Origin of the sequence: uncultured Aquimarina sp. (assembly GCF_947492405.1) — a bacterium.
Lineage (GTDB): Bacteria > Bacteroidota > Bacteroidia > Flavobacteriales > Flavobacteriaceae > Aquimarina.
The window spans coordinates 846,716-863,252 of the sequence record NZ_CANLMP010000001.1; the positions used below are offsets into that span (position 1 = coordinate 846,716).

The 16,537-nt window shown below is 32.7% G+C and carries 11 protein-coding genes; 3 read left to right on the forward strand and 8 right to left on the reverse strand.

Annotated elements, in window-relative coordinates; translation table 11 throughout:
* Positions 1 to 5 precede the first annotated feature (5 nt).
* Both Q0829_RS03730 and Q0829_RS03735 read right to left on the reverse strand, forming a co-directional pair.
* The gene (locus Q0829_RS03730; protein ID WP_298540080.1) at positions 6 to 299 is read right to left on the reverse strand and encodes a hypothetical protein; all 294 of its coding nucleotides are present in this window, start codon (positions 297 to 299) and stop codon (positions 6 to 8) included.
* A 215-nt stretch (positions 300 to 514) separates the two neighbouring features.
* Complete coding sequence (locus Q0829_RS03735; RefSeq protein WP_298540082.1) at positions 515 to 1,717, reverse strand: GAF domain-containing sensor histidine kinase; 1,203 nt, start codon at positions 1,715 to 1,717, stop codon at positions 515 to 517.
* Positions 1,718 to 1,911: 194 nt separating this feature from the next.
* Between Q0829_RS03735 and Q0829_RS03740 the strand changes: the two genes are divergently transcribed.
* Positions 1,912 to 3,072 carry an iron-containing alcohol dehydrogenase gene (locus Q0829_RS03740; RefSeq protein ID WP_298540084.1) on the forward strand — a complete coding sequence of 387 codons (1,161 nt, stop codon included), beginning with the start codon at positions 1,912 to 1,914 and terminating at the stop codon, positions 3,070 to 3,072.
* Between the two features lie 173 nt (positions 3,073 to 3,245).
* Here Q0829_RS03740 and Q0829_RS03745 read toward each other — a convergent pair whose 3' ends face one another.
* Genes Q0829_RS03745 through Q0829_RS03760 form a run of 4 tightly spaced genes read right to left on the reverse strand, consistent with a single transcriptional unit; the run spans position 3,246 to position 5,598 of the window.
* A complete protein-coding gene (locus tag Q0829_RS03745; RefSeq protein WP_298540087.1) occupies positions 3,246 to 3,587 on the reverse strand; it encodes a hypothetical protein in 342 nt (113 codons plus the stop codon).
* Positions 3,584 to 4,156 (reverse strand): RNA polymerase sigma factor, encoded by a 573-nt coding sequence (locus Q0829_RS03750; RefSeq protein ID WP_298540090.1) that lies wholly within the window; start codon positions 4,154 to 4,156, stop codon positions 3,584 to 3,586. Before Q0829_RS03750 ends, Q0829_RS03745 begins: the two co-directional genes overlap by 4 nt.
* Entirely contained in the window at positions 4,146 to 4,475 is a 330-nt protein-coding gene (locus tag Q0829_RS03755; protein ID WP_298540092.1) for a DUF6249 domain-containing protein, read from the reverse strand. The genes Q0829_RS03750 and Q0829_RS03755 overlap by 11 nt, the downstream gene beginning before the upstream one ends.
* A gap of 10 nt (positions 4,476 to 4,485) precedes the next feature.
* Positions 4,486 to 5,598 (reverse strand): serine hydrolase domain-containing protein, encoded by a 1,113-nt coding sequence (locus tag Q0829_RS03760; protein ID WP_298540094.1) that lies wholly within the window; start codon positions 5,596 to 5,598, stop codon positions 4,486 to 4,488.
* A gap of 314 nt (positions 5,599 to 5,912) precedes the next feature.
* Here Q0829_RS03760 and Q0829_RS03765 point away from each other — a divergent pair, with 314 nt between their 5' ends.
* Entirely contained in the window at positions 5,913 to 8,969 is a 3,057-nt protein-coding gene (locus tag Q0829_RS03765; protein ID WP_298540097.1) for a GEVED domain-containing protein, read from the forward strand.
* Positions 8,970 to 9,075: 106 nt separating this feature from the next.
* On the opposite strand, the gene Q0829_RS03770 is transcribed toward Q0829_RS03765, so the two are convergent.
* Together Q0829_RS03770 and Q0829_RS03775 are read right to left on the reverse strand one after the other, a co-directional pair.
* Complete coding sequence (locus Q0829_RS03770) at positions 9,076 to 9,972, reverse strand: phospholipase A (protein WP_298540099.1); 897 nt, start codon at positions 9,970 to 9,972, stop codon at positions 9,076 to 9,078.
* 137 nt (positions 9,973 to 10,109) lie between these two features.
* The gene (locus tag Q0829_RS03775) at positions 10,110 to 12,290 is read right to left on the reverse strand and encodes a S9 family peptidase (protein ID WP_298540102.1); all 2,181 of its coding nucleotides are present in this window, start codon (positions 12,288 to 12,290) and stop codon (positions 10,110 to 10,112) included.
* Between the two features lie 381 nt (positions 12,291 to 12,671).
* On the opposite strand from Q0829_RS03775, the gene Q0829_RS03780 reads away from it, so the two are divergent.
* Entirely contained in the window at positions 12,672 to 16,439 is a 3,768-nt protein-coding gene (locus tag Q0829_RS03780) for a carbohydrate-binding protein (protein WP_298540104.1), read from the forward strand.
* The last annotated feature ends 98 nt before the right edge of the window (positions 16,440 to 16,537 follow it).

Genomic DNA, 16,537 nt, shown 5'->3' on the forward strand with positions numbered 1-16,537 from the left:
AGTATTTATATTTTTGAAGATGATAATGGTTCTATTTTAGGAAATATAGAGATTCGTATGAGTATAACAGTTAGTAGCGTGCTGATACTAAGTAAAAACCAAATCCTATGAATTGATCTAATATCATTTACAAAAGATGCTTTAGCTTCTATACTATTAAAGATGCCATCATCAATTAATAATTGATACATTGAAGTAGTCTGCTGTTCCACTGGATTGCATTCTAGATTTATACTTATAAATCCAAAAAACACAATCATACCCAAAAGTATTACTGTTTTTAATATGTTTCGTTTCATAATCTATGGATTTGAACTTACATATTAATGACTATAAAAATATTGAGAAGTTTAATAGCTCTTAGAGGTTTTCAACGAAATACTATTATTATTCTGTAGAATACATTTTATATCAAGTAATCGATTTGTTTGAAAAATTGAGGTTTTTCACTATAAATAATCGCTTATTTATTGTAAAGCTTAAAAAAGTTAATCGTATTAAAATTTACAATCTTTTAAGTTTTGGATATAGAAAAGGTAAATGTACTACCTACTCCTTTTGTAGAAGTAACGGAAATAGCTCCTCCTAAATTTTTAACTATTTTCTTTACAGTTGCTAATCCAATGCCAGTACCAACATTACCATACCTGTCCTCTACTCCAACCACAGTAAAAAGATCAAATATTTTATGTAAAAAATCCTTAGGAATACCATCCCCATTATCTTTAATTACAAAATTGTAAAAATTTTCTTCATCTGTAATAGCTATATCAATTACTATCTCAGGTTTTGAATTATACTTTATAGCATTGGTAATCAGATTAATTAAAATTTGCATTAAGGCAGTTTCATTTGCAAAAATTTGTTCAACATTTGTAGAAATATTAAATCTGGCTTTGTGTTCAGAATCAGTTATCCTCTTTAATTCTTCTAGCAAATGGTTAATTTGTATCTCTGTTTTTCCGTCTTTTATTATATCATCACTTTTATAAAACTTAAGAATTCCATCGATATAGTCTCTTAAGGAATAAGATGACGTCTTTAAATATTCTAAATATTGTAAAGATTCTTCATTAAGTTTATCCTTGTTATCATCTTCTAAAAGCTCTGTGAGCGAAATGATATTAGCTAAAGGGGATTTAAGATCATGTGAAACTACACTGGCAAACTTTTTAAGATCTTCATTCCTTTTTTCTAGTTTATCACTAAGTTGTGTTAGTTTTAAGTTTTGGTATCGTTGCTCGAACAAATTCACTACTTGCTTAGACATTGCAAGTAATGCGTCTTTTTGTTCAGAAGTTAATTCTCTTGGTTTGGTATCATATACGCACAAAGTTCCCAACTTAAAACCATCAGAATCTATTAACTGTGCGCCAGCATAAAAAATAGCTTGATGGTCATCTACTAGTGGGTTTCCTTTAAACCTTTCATCCTTTCTAGAATCTGTAATAATAGTTATAGGATCATCAGAATTAATAGCGTGACCACAAAATGAAATTTCTCGAGGAGATTCGTTAAAAGGAATTCCGTGATGTGATTTTAAAAAATTCCGATCTTTATCCAATAATGTAATAAGTGATATTGGTACATCGCAGATATATGACATAATAGATGTAATATTATCGTAACTTTCTTCTGGCAAAGTATCTAATAATCCATACTTCTCTACGGCTATTTGTCGATGTTTTTCGTTTTTAGGAAATATAGGCGCTATCATTGGGGTAAATCTAAAAAAATAATCTGATTTTAATTCCGGTGAATACCATATAAATTATAAGGTTTTATTTACTAAAAGTCGTAAGGTTTTGTTATTTCTTACCATAGATCAACTATTTAATGCATTTTTATTTTAAAATTTGTATAAATAATTTCAATCAAAGTTTAGTCAACTTAAATAATTAATATAAAATCATGAGAAATTTTGAATTATATGTACCTACCAAAATGATTTTTGGTAAAGGACAAATTGAGAAACTCACCACCGAAGTCCCAAAGGATAAGAAAGTTTTATTGCTCTATGGAGGAGGAAGCATAAAGAAAAATGGTGTTTATGATCAGGTAATATCTGCTCTTAAAGATCATGATATCATAGAGTTTTCAGGAATTGAAGCCAATCCTGAATATACTACGTTATTAAAGGCATTAGAGATAATAAAGAAAGAAGGCATCGGCTATATGTTAGCTGTTGGTGGAGGGTCTGTTATTGATGGAACCAAGTTTTTATCTTCAGCAGCACTTTATGAAGGAGACGATCCATGGGATATTCTGGCAAAGAGAATTAGAACATTCAAAGGGTTACCATTTGGTACTGTACTAACTTTACCTGCTACAGGTAGTGAAATGAATAGTGGTGCTGTAGTGAGTAGATCTGAAACCAACGAAAAAATGGTGATGGGCGGACCTGGATTATTTCCAGAATTTTCGATCTGTGATCCAACAGTTGTTCATAGTATTCCCAAAAGACAATTAGCTAACGGTATTGTGGATGCCTATACTCATGTTTTAGAGCAGTATATGACGTATCCTGCAGATGCTTATCTTCAGGATCGATTCTCTGAAGGGATTTTACAAACTTTAATTGAAATTGCTCCTGCAATAATTGACGACCCTAGTGATTATAAAGCTGCATCTAATTTTATGTGGTGTTGTACTATGGCGCTTAATGGATATATCCAAAAGGGTGTACCTACAGATTGGAGTGTGCATATGATAGCGCATGAACTTACTGCTTTTTATGGTATTGATCATGCAAGAACTTTAGCTGTCATACTACCAAACGCTTATACTAAGAAGTTTGAGCAGAAAAAAGATAAATTAGCACAATACGCAGAGCGTATTTTTAATATAACTGAAGGAACTGTCGAGGAAAAAGCCAAAGAAGCTATCAAAAGAACCGAAAGCTTTTTCAAGTCGCTAGATATTGATACACGATTAAGAGACTATACCGATGACTATGACGGGTTCTCTAAAAAAGTTGCAAAAAACCTTACTGACCATGGAATGACGGCTTTAGGAGAACATCAAGATATCACTCCTGAAGTTGCAGCAGAAATAGTGGAAATGGCTTATTAATTTTAGACTTTGATATGAAAAAAGGTAGAGGCTGTCTGAAAATTCTCAAAAACATATTGCTGTCACATTGAGCGTAGTCGAAATGTATTGACACGCAAGTAATATTTCTCGACTCCGCTCAATGTGACAGGGATATTGACTCTTTCAGACAGCCTCTTCTTTCAGTTTTATGATTAATCAATCTGCTTCTCCTGGTTATAGTAATTTAACCTAATGACAGTATTGAGATAATATAACAAAGCAAAGGTTATTATTAAAAATACAGGTGTTTTAGGAATATCTATTGAAGATGAATTTAATAAACCATTATCAGTACCAATAACTTGATGTAATAAACCTACTATTAATAAGATCAAAATAGAACATAGGATTAAAATTGTTCTAAATGACCACCATACCTTAACTTTCTTAGTTTGCTCCTGTACCTCAATAGCATTCATTAAATTATTGATAAAATCATCTGAAGTTTCAACAGTACTTTTGCTGATTATTCTTTTTAACTCTTCCTCTTTCATAATAAGTTATTTAAATCGTCTCCCAGTAATTGTTTTAGATAAAAGTGCAAATTTTCTCTTCCCCTATGTAGGTCAACTTTAATTTTAGATGAAGTAAAACCAGTTACTTTTTCTATTTCCTTAATTTTATACTCACACAAGTAAAAAAGACGTAGTAATAATGCTTCATCTGGACGTAGTTTTTCTAATGCCAGATGAATATATTTTTTTTGATCAGCTTCAATTAAATTATTTCGATTACTAGAAGGAAGATCAAATGCATTGTTATCCTCTTTTATTTCTACGGTATGTTTTTTCTTTTTAAGTTCATTATAGCTAGTATTGATTACGATTCTATATAACCAAGTAGAAAATGTTGATTTATATTGAAATGTATGAAGCTTATGATATACTTTTATAAAAACATCTTGTAGCACATCTTCGGCAATAACAGGATCTTTTAATATTGAAATAGCAAGTGATAATGATACATCTTTATGCATATAGACTAGTTGTCTAAAGGCAGATGTATCACCATCATTTATTTTACGGATTAACTCGTAATCTTGCTGTTTTGAACTATTTTTCAAGCCTCTTTCTTATGAAATGTGCAACTATTAATCCTGCAGCTCCAAAAATTAAAATAGTACCCCATACCAGTAGATCCATAGTGTCTTCTGATATTTTAAAGGTGGTAAAAATGGAGGAAATAAATAATCCGATCCCAAGACCAAATACAATACAACCGGCATCTAAATATTTCAATTTGTTGTTTATATGATCTTGATATACTCCTTTTTCTATGAGAGCTATTTTAATTAAATAGGTGTAACGTGCAATAATAAATACAATAAGGACTGCTGCGATTATAATTCCTATAAATACGAATACTTCGTTTAAATTTTCCATATATTTTATCTTAAAAATGTTCTCCTAAAAGTTTTTCTATTGTTTCCAGTAAAGGAAATAAATTATCTGAGTTTCCAAACATGACAAAGCCATATTTCTGGTCTGGAATAAACATTGCATAGGCTTGAAAATCATGATTATTACCTGTATGTAAGTGCATAAGACCATTTGCAGTAGGCTTTTGTGCGAAACCAAGCCCCCAACCCGTTTGACCTGTTTCTTGTAGTAATTCATTATCCGATTTAAAATGATTATGCTCTCGCAACATTTCATCTCGTGTAGTTGTTTTAATATTTTTTGGATTCATCATCTCTATTAAAAATAGCGCATAATCTTCTGCATCCGAGTGTAAACTAAAACCAGGTCCGACTTTTTTAAATTTATTTATTTCAGGATTCGTTTTCCCTTTCATATGACCATTTGCTACATCTTTATTATAAGCATTATTCCAGGTATAAATACTTCTATCCATACCTATGGGATGTGCAGCTTCTTTCAGAAATAAAGAATCTAATTTACTTCCCCATCCTATACCTAATTTGGTACCAAACGCTGCTCCCAAATGTTGATACGCTTCTCCCGAATATGAAAAATCAGTTCCTGGTTTAAATTTGATCTCTATCGGCTTTCCCTTTACCCAATTAGGAATACCAGTACCATGAGATAAAATAATTCTTGGAGTTAGTGTTTTATAGTCTTCAAAGGAGTCTTTATGAATAACACCTTCCGGAAATATTGACTTTAAATAAGGATATATCGGTTTATCCAAATCCAATTGTCCGTTTTCCATCATTTTCATTAAGAAATAGGCGAAAAGAGGTTTTGAAAGGGATGCTGCTTCAAAAATAGTTTTTTTTGTGACGGGTTTCTTTGTTTTAAGATTAGCAAATCCAAATGTGTTATGATATACAATATCTTCCTCATTAACTATGGCAATAGAAAGTCCGGGTAATTTTATGGAATCCATTGCTTTTTTGATATGCATATCTAATGTAACAATATCTATTTCTCTTCCATCTGGTACCCTTATCGTTTTATAGCTTTTTTGTCCAAAAGACGTTGGTAAGGATATTAAATAAAAAATCAATATCCATAGTTGTACTGTTCGTTTTGATAAAATCATTTTGATTAATTTAAAATGTGATTATTTTTTTGATTGTGAATTCACATTTATTAGACAAAATGAATTTCAAAAAGGTTACAAAATTGTTTTTAAGCTAATTATTATATAAAAAATACAGACAAAATTAATAAGATAATTTAATCTCCATTTTTTCAAAATATTGATACAAATCATCATCCAACTGACATAATAAATGGTTATTACTTAGCCTTGATATGGTCTTCCCTTTAATTCATAAAAAATCTAAAATAATTTCGATTTGCTGTTAAAATTTAAGTTAATTTTAAAATAATTAACCATTTAAATTAACACAAATGAAATTAAAACTCGTATTACTCACGGGGTTTGTTATGGGCTGTTTTATGACTCAAGCACAACAAACTGGAACAAAAGCATTTTATCACGGAAAAGTATCTTCTGTAGAATATGTTTCCTCAATTGCATCAAGGCCCAATGATCTTATTGCTCCTGATAACTCAGTTCGGGAAGCAAAGGATAAAAGATCATTAGGTAATCAAATTATTTCTGGCAAAGATCCTCAAACAGAAAATGATTATTTTTTCAGAAATAAAAATGCGATGGAGCAAAGTGTTCAAAGAGCTCCTGCTAGTTTAGTTTTTGATACATATTCTTCGAATTCTCAACCTACAGATCCTTCTATCGCAGTAGGACCTAATCACGTAGTAGTTGTTTACAACACTGGATTTATGATCTATGACAAATCTGGTAATCAATTAGTTGGACAAACCTCTCCTAACCCTGCAATTTTCCCTTCAGGTGGTTGTTGTGATCTTACAGCCTCCTATGACAATGCAGCAGATAGATGGGTACTTTCATTTTTAGGGTCAGGTGCTCAAGTAGCTGTTTCTGATGGACCTAACCCTGTAACTTCTGGATGGTATGTTTATAACATTTCGGGAATACAAGATTATCAAAAACTATCTGTTTGGAGTGATGGATATTACATTACCGAAAATACCGGCGGAACTAATAAATTATGGGCGTTAGAAAGAGATGCTATGTTAGCTGGAGATCCAAATGCACAAATTCTTGGTTTTAATCTTCCAGGAATAGTTACTAGTGGTTTTTTTAGTCCTCAAGCTCTAAATGTTACTGATGGAAATTTACCTGCTCCAGGTGGAGCAACGATCGTTTATTTACAAGATAACGCTTGGAATGGTGTATCTGTAGATCATATTAAGGTATGGACAGCCGACGTAAATTGGAATAATCCTGGAAGCTCTACAGTTTCTAGTCCACAAGAAATTGTTACTACACCTTTTATTAGTGTTTTTGATGGAGGAAGTTTTGTTAATTTATCACAGCCAGGAGGAGGTACATCTATTGACGCATTGCAAGCAACAATTATGAATCAAGCTCAATTTAGAAAGTTTGCCACTCATAATTCTGCTGTATTCAATTTTGTAGTAGATACTGATGCTAGTTCTGGAGAGCTTGCAGGAATACGTTGGTATGAATTTAGGCAAAGTGGTGATAATCAACCCTGGTCTTTATATCAGGAAGGAACGTATACAGCACCAGATGGAAGACATGCCTGGCATGCAAGTTTAGCCATGGATGGGCAAGGAAATATCGGAATGGGATATACTTCTATGTCTGGTCCTACTACTCCATCAACAGTAAGAGTAAGTTCTTACTTTACTGGTAGATTAAGTTCTGATCCTTTAGGAACTATGACAACTGCAGAAGAACTTATTGCGAATGGAACTGGTAATATTCCTGGGACACGATATGGAGATTATAGTAAAATTGATGTAGATCCATCAGATGATTCTTCTTTTTGGTTTATTAATGAGTACGTAAGAAACGGAAGAAGAGGTGTTGTTGGTAAATTCCAAATAGAAGCAGGTGTTCCTGACACGCAGGCACCTTCGGATCCAACAAACTTAGCTGCTAGTAATATAACATCTAGTGGAGCCACTCTTAATTGGACCGCTTCTACCGATAATGTAGGAGTAGCGAGATATACAATTTCTATTGGTGGTAGTGTAGTAGGAACTTCTACAACAACTAACTTTGATGTTACAGGACTATCTCCTTTAACATCATATACTGCTTCTGTTAGTGCAGAAGATGCAGCTGGAAATGTTTCAGGAAACGCAACTACCTCATTTACTACTATAGATGGTAGTACCACTGTTTATTGTGATTCTGCAAGTACCAATGTTAATGATGAGTTTATTAGTAATGTTCAATTGAATACAATTAACAATGCTTCTGGAGCACAATTTTATTCAGATTTCAGTTCAATTTCTACTGATTTAAATGAAGGACAAACATATACAATTACCGTTACTCCTACTTGGACTGGTACTATATACGCAGAAGGATATGCTGTTTGGATTGATTATAATAATAATGGAGATTTTGATGATGCAGGAGAGCTTGTTTGGTCAAAATCACCATCTACGGATACTCCTAATAGTGGATCATTTACAGTTCCAAGTGGAACTTCTGAAACCTCAGTTAGAATGAGAGTTTCTATGAAATACAATGCAATTCCTACTTCTTGTGAAACGTTTACCTATGGTGAAGTAGAAGACTATACCGTTAATTTAGGTACAAATGGCGGCGGCGGAACTCCTGGTGAAATTGCAGCTTACTATTTTGAAACAGGATTTGAAGGCTGGATAGATGGAGGAAGCGACTGTGCTCGTATCAACAATAGCGCACGAGCATTCGAAGGAGATTTTTCGATTAGACTTCGTGATAATAGCGCTTCATCAAATGCAGTGTCACCTATACTTGATCTAACAGGAAATACACAAGTATCTATTGAGTTTCACACTTTTGCGAATGCAATGGAAAATGGAGAAGATTATTTTATTGAGTTTTTTAATGGTTCTTCTTATGAAGTGATTGGACAATATGTAACAGGAACAGATTTTACTAACGGATCTTTCTTTACAGATACTATTGTTCTGGATTCTGGAACTTATAATTTTAATGCGAACAATAGATTTCGTATACGTTGTGATGCTAGTGTAAATAATGATCAGGTTTATTTTGATCAAATTATTATTAGTGGTGATAATGCAAGAAGTACTACTCCGGCAAATGAAGAAGATACGGACGAAATCGCAGAAGTAGTATCGTTCACAAGAATAGCAAATAAGAGTATCCAATTGTATCCTATTCCTGCAACTTCAACATTAAATATTGAAATTAATGAAGGGAAATTTGATGAGATTATTATGATTTCTTCAAATGGTACTATTGTGAAAAAGATAAATCCAAAGAAATCTTCTTTTGGAGTTGATATTTCTCAATTCGCTGATGGATTGTATTTTGTTAGGTTTACTAATTCTGACGGATTAGCAATTACAAAAAGATTCATTGTTAGGAAGTAACTAAAACTTTTATGAGCCAATAAGTAGAAGAAAAAGGCTGTCGATCAAAATGACGACAGCCTTTTATATATTTTACACTAAAATTTCTAAAATAATAGAATATAAATTATCTCCATTGCAGAAGAGATAAACCAATTCCGAAAGTTGTTTGATTATGATTGTAATCTATTAAACTTTCACCATATCCGTGAAATATTTGAGCATGAACCTGTAGTTGCCCTAAGATTTCAACTGCATAATCGAGTCGTATACTCCCTCTATTTTTACTTCCGCCTCGTAATGAATGTTTAGCCAGGATACTTATATCATGCTTTCCTTTAGAAAAAGTAGCTAAAAACTCTGTTCTACCAACAAAGTTTTCTATTCCAGGATTGTTATCTTCTATTGTATCCTCTGGTAATCGCCACCAAGGTCTTAACATAAAACTCCAAGAAGGGTTTTCCCATCCGAACTGCATTATAATTCGATTCCAACTTCTTGATAAAGGATTTGATCTTCCATTACTTTGATGATTTATGCCAATACCTGCTAAAACCCCTTTGAACCCTAAAATCTTATAAGGAGTAGGAAAAACCAACATAACTTCTGGTTCATAATTAGTTTCTCTAAATGGTCTCGAAATATTAGCACTATATAATTGCCAACGTGAAGATTGCGTATACCCTATCCAGAGATCACCTCCTATTTTTTTTCCAAATAAATTTCTAACTGCTCTGGTCTTAAAACTTAATTGAAATTTTAATTCTGTATCAGAAAAATCAGAAGATTCTTCTACTGTATTAAGAGGATTAGCACTTGTTGGAAAATTATTTATGTCTGTTGTATAGTTAGCTAATAAAAAATATACAGGCTTATAAGGTTCAATTTTAAATTGTTTTATACTATCTCCTCGCTTTATTTTCCATCTTTTGGATAAATTTCCTTCAGAGCCCTCAATAATATTTTGGCAGTAGCTAAAAGAAAATGTGAGAAAAAATAAAATTATAGTGATTAATACTTTCATAAACGTTTTATATATTCCAAAATTCACATATAATACTAAAAAGAGTATTACTAAGTGGTTTTTCACTAAACTTAATCAGAGACAAAAAAACCAGTAAAAAGAAGTTTTACTGGTTTTAGTATGTTTCTTTAAATGAATTATTTTTTTATTCCTTCTAAATCAAGCATAAATGCATAATTAAGAGCTGTTCTCTTATATCGTTCGAAACGACCTGATGCACCGCCATGACCTGTTTCCATATCACAATCCATAATTAATAGATTATCGTCAGTTTTTAGTTCTCTAAGTTTTGCAATCCATTTTGCCGGTTCCCAATACTGAACTTGGCTATCCCAATAGCCTGTAGTAATTAATATATTTGGATATGCTTTTGCTGCTACATTATCATAGGGCGAATATGATTTCATATAGTCATAATATTCCTTGTTTTTAGGATTACCCCATTCATCAAATTCGAATGTTGTTAATGGTATGGTTTCATCCATCATAGTCGATACGACATCTACAAATGGTACTGCAGCTACTACTCCATTCCAAAGCTCAGGTTTCATATTTAGTACAGCTCCCATTAACAATCCACCAGCACTTCCTCCTAATGCATACATATGATCAGAGCTTGAGTATCCTTCTTTTACCAAAAAATCTCCAACATCAATGAAATCAGTAAATGTATTCTTCTTTTTTAATAATTTACCATCTTCATACCAATACCGTCCCATTTCCTGTCCTCCTCTAATATGAGCCATTGCGAATACAAAACCACGATCTAGTAAACTAAGTCTAGTTGAACTAAAATAAGGTTCAGTACTGCTCCCATATGAACCATAGGAATATAACAATAATGGTGTATTTGCATTTTTCTGTGTTCCTTTCTTATACACTAAAGATATAGGCACTTTTACTCCATCTCTTGCTGTTGCATATAAACGTTCTGAAACATAATTCTCTTTAGAAAAGTTAGCATCTAGTACTTCTTGTTCTTTTAAAACTGTTTGTTCCTTAGTATCCATATTATAATCGATGGTACTATTAGGAGTTGTTAAGGATGTATAACCATACCGCAAAATATTAGTATCAAAATCCATATTAACACTTGTCCTAGAGAAATAAGCAGGGTCATTAAATGAAATATAATGATCATCTGATCCCTCCCATTTTCTAACTCTTATTGTACTTAGACCATTTTTTCGCTCACTTAATACTAAATGATTTTTAAAAGCGGTAAAATCTTGTAGTAAAACATCTTCTCTGTGCGGTATGACATCTACCCAGTTTTCTTTAGTAGTGGCACTCAAAGGTGTTTTTACTAATTTAAAATTCTTAGCATTTAGATTTGTGTTAATATAAAAATGATCCCCAAAATGAGCTACATTATACTCTAAATCTCTTTCTCTTGGCTGGATTATTTTCCAAGTGCCATTAGGAGTATCTGCATCTAAATATCTATATTCCGTAGATAACGTTTGGGAACTTCCACTAATAATATATTTATCAGATCTGGATTTATAAACAAACGTACTAAATGTATCATCTTCTTCATTGAATATTAATTCGTCTTGAGACTGATCTGTTCCTAATATATGTTTGTAAATTTTATTTGCTCTTAAAGTAACTGAATCCTTAGAGGTATAAAAAACGGTTTTATCATCATTGGCCCAAGCTACACTTCCTGTGGTATTTACCAATTTATCAGAAAGTTTTTCGTTAGTCACTAAATCCTTAAAATAAATAGTATATCTACGTCTAGACACAGTATCAACTCCATATGAAAGTATTTTATTATTAGCACTAACTGACATTCCACCCAAAGCAAAATAAGCAAATCCTTTAGCCATTTCCGGGCCATTAAGCATAATCTCCTCTTTCGCATTTTCTTCTAGATTCTTACGACAATACAACGCATAATCCATTCCCTTTTCAAATCTTGTGTAATATGAGTATCCATTATCATTATAAGGAACAGATGAGTCATCTTTCTTGATACGTCCTACAATTTCATCGAATAATGTTTTTTGTAGACTATCAGTATGTTTCATAGCAGCATCTTTATAATCATTTTCTGCATTTAGATAGTCCAGTACATCTTGGGTTTGTACATCAGGAGTTTCCGAATTTTTCTGTTCGTCACTTAGACGCATCCAGAAATAATTATCGATACGAGTATCACCATGTGCTTTTAATTCCTCTGCTATTTTCTTAGCAATCGGAGCGTCTAATGATTGGTGAGGTCTTGATTCTTGTTTTTCTTCTGTAGCAGTATTACAAGCTATAAAGAATGCAGGTAAAACTAGAAGTAGATTGATGATTTTAGTTTTCATATATAATAGTATGATTAAATGATAAAAGTGAATATTCAAATCATAACATATAATTTGAATTTCATGATTTAAAAATACTAGTATTCTACAACAACTAGCAATTAATTTAACTTAAAAAAATGAATATTTTATCCTAATTCCGGATAATACTATAAATCATAAACGAATTCTAAACTAATCTCTACGAATTCTAGAGATCAAATGATCCCTTATAATTGTATACTACTTTTACTTTTATAAAATTGGTTGACCAATTATTTTCAACCCCAATTTTATACAATCATGTTTTAAAAATCAAAAATGTATTCCGTTTAACCAAATTGACATAAATATTCCTCTTAATGTGAATCAGATATGTCTAAAAATTAATACTATTTAATTATGATAAAGACAAACTATTTTATTAATATGATGAAGGTTTTTATCCTTTTAATAAGTCTTTCATTGAGTGCTGCAGATATAACAGTACCTTTAGGTGGAAACATTCAGGATGCACTCGATGATGTAGCCTCTAGCGGAGGAGGTGCTGTTACACTTGATTCTGGTACATTTACGATTACTTCTTCTCTTAAAATATCTAGTAACACAAAACTACAAGGTTCAGGTATATACGGCACCACCATTAAGACGACTCAAAATATAAAGATGATTGTTCAATCTGGTTATGGATTAAAGAACATTACCATTCAGAATCTAACTTTGACTGGTACCAATGCATCTGACGGCGGAGGGATAGAAATTATCTCCTATGGCGCTGATCACGATACGGTAAAAATATCAAGTGTTCGTTGCTACAACACAGGATGGGGAGTGCATATTAAAGGTGTTAAAAATGTTTTAGTAGAGAACTGTGATTTTAGCGAAAACGGAACAGCAGGTAAAGAAGGTTTTGCACATAATATGTATCTAAGGAGATGTTATGGTGCTATTGTTAGGAATTCTACATTTAACAACTCTACTTCTGCAAATGGAATTAATATTTCTTATAGTGAGGATATTGAAATCTATAATTGTGAAATGTCAGGAAATTATTTTAGAGGAGTACGTGCTGCAGATACTGAAGGATATTTGGTACATGATTGTATTATCACTGACAATGGTGATTTTGGATTAGGTGCAAATAGTGAAAACTTTACTACAAGAAATATAGACTGGAAAAATAACTGTGTAGCAAATAATGCAAAAGACGGTATTTACGCTAAATCCGGAGCTACTGGAGAAATTTCAAATTGTAATTCTTATGGTAACGGAGATGATTATGACGTTACCGGTGCGGTTTCTCAGTCAAGCAATATAAGTGATTCAAGTGAAACTTGTGAAAATCTTGTTGAACCACCGACATGTAGTAGTCACGATGCGTTTTCGCAAATTGAAGCAGAAGATTTTTGTGAGCAATCAGGTATACAAACAGGAAGTACTAATTCTTTTGTTGGCTGGATAAATAATGGTGATTCGGTACAATATGAAAATGTTGATTTTGGTTCCGGAGCAAATTCTATAGAAATTTCTGCATCAAGTGGTACGTCAGGAGGAACTATTGAAGTAAGACAAGGAAGTGTTTCTGGAACTTTATTAGGAACCGTAGAAGTTACTAATACCGGATCTTTTACATCTTGGAAAACCTTTACTGCAAGTATATCACAAGTAAGTGGAGCGCAGGATATTTATTTGGTATTTACTGGAGGAAGTGGGTATTTATTAGATGTTGATTGGTTTAGGTTTTTAGAAGATACTACAGTGAATCCCTGTAGCTCACCTTTAGCAGCGATTACACCACCTTCTAATCTAATAGGTGGTATAAATTATGACTACTATGAAGGTTCCTGGAATTCTTTACCTAATTTCAGTTCACTTACTCCCGTTTCAAGTGGTATAGCATCATCTATCGATCTAAACAATGCAACAAGTACAGACAATTTTGGACTACGTTTTAATGGGTATATTAATATTCCGAGTGATGGTGATTATACGTTTTACACAACTTCTGATGATGGTTCCTCACTTTGGGTTGATGGAATTAAGATAGTAGACAATGATGGGTTACACGCCGCACGTGAAGAATCTGGAATAATTTGTTTAGAAACTGGATATCACCAAATAGAAGTTCAATTTTTTGAAAAAACCGGAGGAAATGTATTGTCTGTAGCTTATGAAGGACCTGGAATAACAAAACAGAATATTTCAACCCTGTATGGAACCTCTGAATCTGAAGGGTGTTCAATTCCTTGGACCGATGACGACTTTACTATTTCTGATCAGATGGTAAACTACAGTTCTGGAGTCATTGATATTTCCTGTGCTTTTACAAGCATTGAAGTATCTATGGATATAGAAGGCATTGGATCTATGGAGGATGCAGATTATCTAAATATTTATTATTCTATAAACGATGGTTCTCCACAGATTATTTCTGAAAATGTCAATGCCTTTTCTCAAAAGACTGTTTCGGTTAATGGTATTACCGGCAATACAATTGAAATTATTATCAATGGTGCCACTAGCGTAGCTTCAGAAACGTATTATATTTCGAATATTAATATATCCGAAGGTACTTCAGATAAAATAGATCAAACAATTTCCTTCGGAACTTTACCAATCAATCAGGTTGGAGATTCAGACTTTTCACCAGGTGCAACAGCTAGTTCTGGTCTATCAGTTTCATATACAAGTTCCAATACAAATGTGGCAACTATTGTAAACGGTAATATCCATATTGTTAGTGATGGAATTTCAACTATAACAGCTTCACAAGCTGGAAATAACACCTACAATGCTGCTCCAAATGTAACACGGACATTAACGGTAAATCCTATAGATAACAACAACACAATCACAATTCAGGAAAATACAATCGGATTCTGTTCTTATGATGGTTCAATTGACAACAATCATGGTGGACATACAGGAACGGGGTTTGTTAATACTGATAATGCATTAGGCAATGGTATAGATTGGAAATTAGACGGATTAGCTGGATCCTATACTATTACCTGGAGATATGCTAGCACAAGTAACAGATCAGGAAAATTAGTTGTTGACGGATCTACTGTAGCAAGCAATATTGCCTTTAATACTACAGGAAGTTGGACTAATTGGGAAACAGAATCAGTTACAGTAAACCTTTCTGACGGAGTAAAAGATGTACGTCTGGAGGCTACTAATAGTTCTGGACTTGGTAATATTGATTATATGGAAGTAACAGGACCTAATGTTTCTGCATTGGCTTGCACAACGATTGGTGGAGATTGTTCAGATTTCTTTGGAGGAATTTCAATTACTCAAACTAATCCAGGTTGTAGCAATAACAATGGTCAAATTATAGTCGATTTCGAAGATTCGGATGCGTATACACAAATTCAACTAAGTATTGATGGAGGAAACTCATACCCTATTACTATTAATGACAATGCTGGTTCTTATAGCTTTACAGGTTTAAGTAATGCAGAATATCAAGTAGCCGCTAGATATGCAGGTGGAGATTGCGAATACAATATAGCTCACCTCATTTTAATAAAAGATTGTGGAGATATTCCTTTAAACCCAGGAGGAGTATCATGGCACGATAGTTATGAGGCCAATGGGTTTTGCTGGTGTAGTACTAATTTTGATCACAATTTAGGTAGTAAAAAGGTAATCGTTAATGGAACACAATATAGTGTAGTTGATATTTGTGATGAATTAGAAAAACATCCTTTATTTAGATCAAGAAATAATGGAGATAACATCTATAATGATGTTCAATGTGGAAATGGACCTATAAATGATTCAAGCGATGAACCATTATGTCCTGGTAGAGTTGATATGGGAGTTGAAGGATGTTTATTAAGAGGTGTTCGTTGGGATATGGAATGGCTTGCGGGTAGAGATCGCTTTCAAGGAAATAACAAATCCCCTGAAGATATCATAAAGAAAGGTCCTTTGGTATATCCTAACCCTTTAAACAACTTTGATTTATTAAATGTAACTGTTTCAGGTGTAGGTACAGCTCGGGTAGAAGTTTATAACCTAGCTGGTTTACGGATACATTCAGAAAGTGTTAAAGGTGAATCAGCAGCTTTGGATTTACAACACTTGAATACTGGTGTTTACATCTTAAAAATTCTAGATAATAAAAAATCATATTTTAGCAAAATAAGTATTCAGAAGTAATTGTTTGAATACTTAACTAAAGTTAGATAAAAAAGAAATCCTTAAAATAAGTAAGCCTTTCAAAAATGAAAGGCTTACTTATTTAATCATAAAACATT